A 5,738-nucleotide genomic window follows, 5' to 3' on the forward strand; every position below is an offset into this window, starting at 1 on the left:
CCTATCTCAATGGTCAGCTTTCTAACTGATATTTTTGCAAAGGTGAGATGCTCCCTAGTTCAAAGTCTTGCTCAGACTGATTGAGTACACTGTCAATGGCATAAGGAAGAAGATCAACACGATTAAAAGTAGGAATGCAAACAGTGATCTTAGGCATATTATATTCTAAACTAAAACCTAAAAACTTTATATTAATTGCTAATTTGAACCATTGCCAATAAATCTAATTTGAACAGATATTGATTTGAATTTTATTCGTTGTTTTGTTTAACAAATTATTAGTTTTTGCAATTATACTAAGCAATTTTAACTAAGGGCAAGTAGAAGGCTATTTTGGTTAGTTTGCATGATGTTAACATTAGCCGTTGTTTGTCTGCTTTGATTGCGTGAAAAAACTCCGTACAACTCAAAAAGCCTTCTTGCCTATTGCCTTCTTGGCTATCTTAATACTTACTAAACCTTAGAAAGAATCATTTGGGCAGCAGCTTCATCAGTAATCAGTCCTGTAATTAAATTGCCATACAGAGCAGCCAAAATCGCCTCTGCTTTTCTCACACCGCCTGCCACACCAATGATGAGTCGATGAGCCGGTTGTTCGAGGGCTACACTAGCAACCCGACTGTTTGTCCCTTCTTGCAGTAATACCCCGCGATCGCTGTAAGCCCAACCTGCAATTTCTCCTACTGCTCCCAGTTCAATCAATTCAGCTACTTCATCGTCATTGATGAAGCCGTCTTGATGTAATGGGGCATTCCAGGCAATGTGACTAATTCCGACAAATGTCGCTTTCGCTTGCTCTGCAAGAGTTTTGACAGCGAGAAACGATCGCTGAGTCTGCAAAAGTTCTCGTTCTTCAATGCTAGTTGCGACAACTGGAGTCGGCACTGGGTAAGCTTGGGAACCGACGCGATCGGATAAATGCATGACCACTTCGTGACGACCTGCACGCCCAGAATGAGACATATTCCCAATAATTGAAACAATCTTATGCTGGGGTTGGTTCATTGAGGGTATCTGCTCCACCATTGCTCGCAATGTCCGACCTGACGAAAACGCCAATATACTTGGGGTTTTAGCCATCAGGTAAGCCTCTAAGTAAGTGGCAGCACATACACCAATCCCGTATAATGTATCACCACTACCTGCGTCAGTTGGTACGACTTCACAAAGCGACAGATTAAAGCGATCGCGTAATGACTCAGCCAGAGCAATGCATTCACTCAAAGGATGATCGAGTCGAAATTTAATCAATTTTTCACTGACTGCCAGTGCTACTAAGCGTTGTGCAGCTTGCCGGGACACATTAAGCTTTGCGGCAATTTCTTCTTGCGTATTGCCGGCGATGTAATAGAGCCAAGCAGCATAAGCAGCCAAGTCTAATTTGCGGGCACGATGGGGCGCATCGCGCCGCTCCAAAAAAGGTTCTCCCATATACATACCACCTGCAAAAGCTATGTATCTATCAAAGGTATGATTGAATTTATTAGAGTATATGCCCAAAGATAGAATATTTGCTCAATTATATTTAAAATTCTATTCTCCCCCAGTAACCTCCAAGTTAAACCCAGTAATGTAGCTTGCCTCTTCGCTCATCAGAAACGCTACCCCACTCGCCACCTCCTCCAAGCTTCCTAAACGCCGCATTGGGACTGAATTGATCATCTGTTGCTCAACCACTTTGGGATCGGCGTCAAAGTACTGGGAACCTACTGCTGCTTGCAATTCTGTTTGCCGCGTCCACATAAAACCAGGGCCGATGAGCGCAGGTGAGAGCGCATTCACCCGAATGCCGTAAGGAGCCAAATCTTTTGCTGCTGTCTGAGTCATTCCAATCACCGCAAACTTGGAAGCACCATATGCCAGCATATTTGGCGGCCCGACTACGCCTGCATAACTCGCCATATTGACGATCGCACCTCCACCTGCATCGCGCAAGTGCTGTGCAGCCGCCTTGAGAATGTGGAAAACGCCGATAACGTTGATGTTAATCACCTTTTGAAAGTCGTCTTCAGGATATTCGTCTGTCTTGGCAAACACTCCTTGATAACCTGCGTTGTTAAAAACATAGTCAATCCGCCCAAGCTGCTCTACAGCAGCAGTAAAGGCTTTGGCAACATCATCAGCAAATGTAACATCACAGCGAAATGTGCCGACTGGAACGTTGTAGCTTTTTAGTTCCTCAGCCACATCTGCCATCTTCGGTTCATTCAAATCTAGAAGCGCTACACCTGCACCATTGGCGGCAAAACGCTGTGCAGTTGCTCTGCCAATATCTCCCGCACCGCCCGTAATTAGGATGGTCTTACCCGCAAACTGATAAGTTGCTTTCGCTGTCATAGTTTAAACCTCTTATTGAAGAATTGTTGCAAATCGTCGTCATTCAAATGAGATTGGTATGATTTCTATTATTGAGCTTTTGCCCAAGAATAGAGCATAAAATCAAAAATTTATTTGTTCGGTTTCTTTACTTTAAAGGAGTCATGCGATGCGTATCCCCCGCTTCGCTAAAGTGCTGGTTGCATTTCTCGCTGGAGTGATGCTGGTGCAACTTCTACACGCTTGTTCACCACGTTCGCAAGCCGCAGAGAAAACTAAACTAACGATCGCCACTGTAAATAATGGCGACATGGTGGTGATGCAAGGGCTTTCTCGCAAATTTGAGTCAGCTAATCCTGATATTCAACTCAGGTGGGTTGTGCTGGAAGAAAATGTGTTGCGCCAACGCACAACTACAGATGTTGCAAGCCAAGGTGGGCAATTTGATGTCATGACCATCGGTTCTTATGAAACACCAATCTGGGCTAGGCGGGATTGGTTAAGACCCTTGGATCTAGGCGCAGACTATGACGTAAATGACCTGCTAAAACCTATACGTGAAGGTCTTTCCAACGATGGCAAACTCTATGCCGTGCCATTTTATGGGGAAAGTTCCATGCTGTACTACCGAAAAGATTTGTTTGACAAAGCCGGGATTACGGTTCCTCAACAGCCAACTTATCCCCAGATGAGAGAATGGGCAAGCAAAATCCATAATCCAGCAAATGGGGTTTATGGAGTTTGCCTGCGTGGAAAACCCGGTTGGGGTGAAAACATGGCATTTGTTTCCACATTAGTCAATACCTATGGTGGGCGGTGGTTTGACATGAAGTGGCAACCGACAATTAATACTCCAGCTTGGAAAGAGGCGATCACTTTTTATGTTGATTTGCTTAATAAATATGGACCGCCGGGAGCCAGTTCCAATGGATTTAACGAGAATCTGGCATTATTCTCAACAGGCAAATGCGGTATGTGGGTAGATGCAACCGTTGCTGCGGGGTTGTTATCCAATCCAAAAGAATCCCAAGTTTATGACAAAGTTGGCTTCGCTCGTGCGCCAATTGAAAGATATCCCAACGGCTCAAATTGGCTTTGGGCTTGGGCGTTAGCGGTTCCTAAAACATCAAAATCACCCGAAGCCGCGCAAAAGTTCGTTGCTTGGGCAACCTCTAAAGAATACATCCAACTAGTTGCCAAGGAAAATGGCTGGATTGCTGTACCACCAGGAACTCGAACTTCCACTTATGAGAATCCCAACTATCAAAAAGCTGCACCCTTTGCTGAAATCGTGCTGGGAGCAATCCAATCTGCTGATGTTACCCGTCCATCCGCACAACCAACTCCGTATAAAGGAGTTCAATACGTTGATATTCCAGAATTTCAAGCGATCGGTTCTTCAGTCGGGCAAACCTTAGCGGCGGCATTAACCAATCGGACTTCGGTAGAACAAGCTTTGCAGCAATCGCAGAAATCCACCGAACGCTTCATGAAACACACAGGTTATATCGAATAATTCTCAGATGTTCCACAGCGATACCAAACCCAGAAACCCAGATTTAACCTGATTTTCTTAATTACGAATTACGAATTACGAATTACGAATTGCTTATGTCTTCTTCATTAGCGGTAAAACCTCAACACGAAACGCCACCACCCACCAAGCAACGGACTACGCGGCAAGTGTCAACCTTACCTCTGGTTGCACCTTCGGTCGTCCTCCTACTGCTGTGGATGATTGTGCCTCTGGTGATGACCGTATGGTTTTCCTTTCAGCGCTATAACTTGCTGAATCCAGATGCACGCAAATTCATTGGGATTGAAAATTTCACATTCATCCTCAGTGACTCAGCTTTATGGACATCGATCGCCATCACAATAGTTTTGGTTGTTTCCGTTTTAACAATCACAATTGGTCTAGGCACATTACTAGCAGTGCTATTTGACCAAGACTTTTATGGTCGTGGAGTGGCGCGGGTACTAGCAATCTCGCCGTTTTTTGTGATGCCCACAGTTAGCGCCCTCATCTGGAAAAATATGCTGATGCACCCAGTAAATGGGTTGTTCGCGCAAATCACCAGAGGCTTGGGTTTAGGCGCAATTGATTGGTTTGCTAGCGTTCCTCTGCTGGCAATCATCATGATTGTTTCCTGGGAATGGCTACCCTTTGCTTTGCTGATTTTATTGACTGCAATCCAATCACTCGATCGCGATCAGTTAGAAGCAGCCCGGATGGATGGAGCAAATGCGATCGCTCTATTTCGGTTCGTAATGCTGCCCCATCTGAGCCGTGCCATTGCTGTGGTTGCCATGATCGAGACAATTTTCTTCCTGACCATCTTTGCCGAAATCTTTGTCACCACAGGCGGCGGACCAGGACTTGCAACAACTAACCTTGCCTATTACATCTTCTTAAAAGCCTTGCTGGAATTCGATGTCGGCGGTGCTTCAGCCGGTGGATTAATTGCCGTAATTCTTGCCAACATCGTGGCAATCTTTTTGATGCGTAGTGTTGCTCGTAATTTGGATACTTAATATGGCACGTAAAACCTCAAAGATTTGGCTATGGACATTGCTTGGCTGGCTTGCCGCTTGCATCTTGTTTTTCCCAATTTTTTGGATGTTTATCACCAGTTTCAAAACGGAAGTAGCGGCAGTTTCAACTCCCCCGCAGTTATTTTTCCGCCCGACATTGGAGAACTATGTTGCCATCCAAGACCGGGCAAATTATTTCAATTATGCATTTAACAGCGTAGCAATTTCCCTGGGAGCGACTATACTCGCGCTGCTGCTTGCCGTGCCTGCCGCCTACGCAATGGCGTTCTTCCCAACGAAACGCACTAAGGGTACTTTACTCTGGATGCTGTCCACTAAAATGCTGCCACCTGTAGGCGTGCTAGTGCCGATTTACATTTTGTGTCGCAACGCCGGGTTACTGGATACTCGCATCGGTTTGATTATTATTTATACCTTGATTAATTTGCCAATCGTCGTTTGGATGATTTACAGCTTCTTCAAAGAAGTTCCCAAAGAAATTCTTGAAGCCGATCGCATGGATGGAGCAACCACTCAGCAAGAACTTGTGCATGTGTTATTGCCATTGGCAGTACCCGGAATTGCATCCACTGCATTGCTTTCGATTATTTTGTCCTGGAATGAAGCATTTTGGAGCTTGAACTTAACAACAGCAGATGCAGCGCCACTTACAGCCTTCATTGCTTCATTTTCCAGCCCTCAAGGATTATTCTGGGCAAAACTTTCGGCAGCATCAACACTAGCGATCGCACCAATCCTCATTTTCGGTTGGCTAAGTCAACGGCAATTAGTTCGGGGTCTGACTTTTGGCGCAGTGAAGTAGAAGGCAGGAGATTCCATGTATGAAAATGATTTTGCATAATACCAAAATCCTTGTAGAGACGTAG

General features: G+C 45.1%; 5 protein-coding genes and 1 pseudogene. 3 read left to right on the top strand and 3 right to left on the bottom strand.

What is annotated here, in order from left to right; translation table 11 throughout:
• Positions 1-55: 55 nt before the first annotated feature.
• The 3 genes and pseudogenes from VB740_RS35545 to VB740_RS35555 form a co-directional block, all read right to left on the bottom strand.
• Positions 56-157: pseudogene (locus VB740_RS35545) on the bottom strand (glycosyltransferase); the annotation flags it as partial.
• Between the two features lie 296 nt (positions 158-453).
• Positions 454-1,431 carry a sugar-binding transcriptional regulator gene (locus tag VB740_RS35550; RefSeq protein WP_323204505.1) on the bottom strand — a complete coding sequence of 326 codons (978 nt, stop codon included), beginning with the start codon at positions 1,429-1,431 and terminating at the stop codon, positions 454-456.
• Between the two features lie 102 nt (positions 1,432-1,533).
• Positions 1,534-2,337: an SDR family NAD(P)-dependent oxidoreductase gene (locus VB740_RS35555; protein ID WP_323204506.1), complete on the bottom strand. Its 804-nt coding sequence runs from the start codon at positions 2,335-2,337 to the stop codon at positions 1,534-1,536.
• 148 nt (positions 2,338-2,485) lie between these two features.
• On the opposite strand from VB740_RS35555, the gene VB740_RS35560 reads away from it, so the two are divergent.
• The 3 genes from VB740_RS35560 (at position 2,486) to VB740_RS35570 (ending at position 5,674) form a co-directional block, all read left to right on the top strand.
• Positions 2,486-3,832, top strand: coding sequence for a sugar ABC transporter substrate-binding protein (locus tag VB740_RS35560; protein WP_323204507.1), 1,347 nt, complete (start codon positions 2,486-2,488; stop codon positions 3,830-3,832).
• 95 nt (positions 3,833-3,927) lie between these two features.
• Positions 3,928-4,851 carry a sugar ABC transporter permease gene (locus tag VB740_RS35565; protein WP_323204508.1) on the top strand — a complete coding sequence of 308 codons (924 nt, stop codon included), beginning with the start codon at positions 3,928-3,930 and terminating at the stop codon, positions 4,849-4,851.
• Position 4,852: 1 nt separating this feature from the next.
• Entirely contained in the window at positions 4,853-5,674 is an 822-nt protein-coding gene (locus VB740_RS35570; protein ID WP_323204509.1) for a carbohydrate ABC transporter permease, read from the top strand.
• Positions 5,675-5,738 lie beyond the last annotated feature (64 nt).

This window comes from Nostoc sp. UHCC 0251, from assembly GCF_034932245.1.
Lineage (GTDB): Bacteria > Cyanobacteriota > Cyanobacteriia > Cyanobacteriales > Nostocaceae > Nostoc.

Coding starts and splice junctions, on each gene's coding strand:
- VB740_RS35550 (WP_323204505.1), bottom strand. CDS start 1,431: ATGGGAGAACCTTTTTTGGAGCGGCGCGATGCGCCCCATCGTGCCCGC.
- VB740_RS35555 (WP_323204506.1), bottom strand. CDS start 2,337: ATGACAGCGAAAGCAACTTATCAGTTTGCGGGTAAGACCATCCTAATT.
- VB740_RS35560 (WP_323204507.1), top strand. CDS start 2,486: ATGCGTATCCCCCGCTTCGCTAAAGTGCTGGTTGCATTTCTCGCTGGA.
- VB740_RS35565 (WP_323204508.1), top strand. CDS start 3,928: ATGTCTTCTTCATTAGCGGTAAAACCTCAACACGAAACGCCACCACCC.
- VB740_RS35570 (WP_323204509.1), top strand. CDS start 4,853: ATGGCACGTAAAACCTCAAAGATTTGGCTATGGACATTGCTTGGCTGG.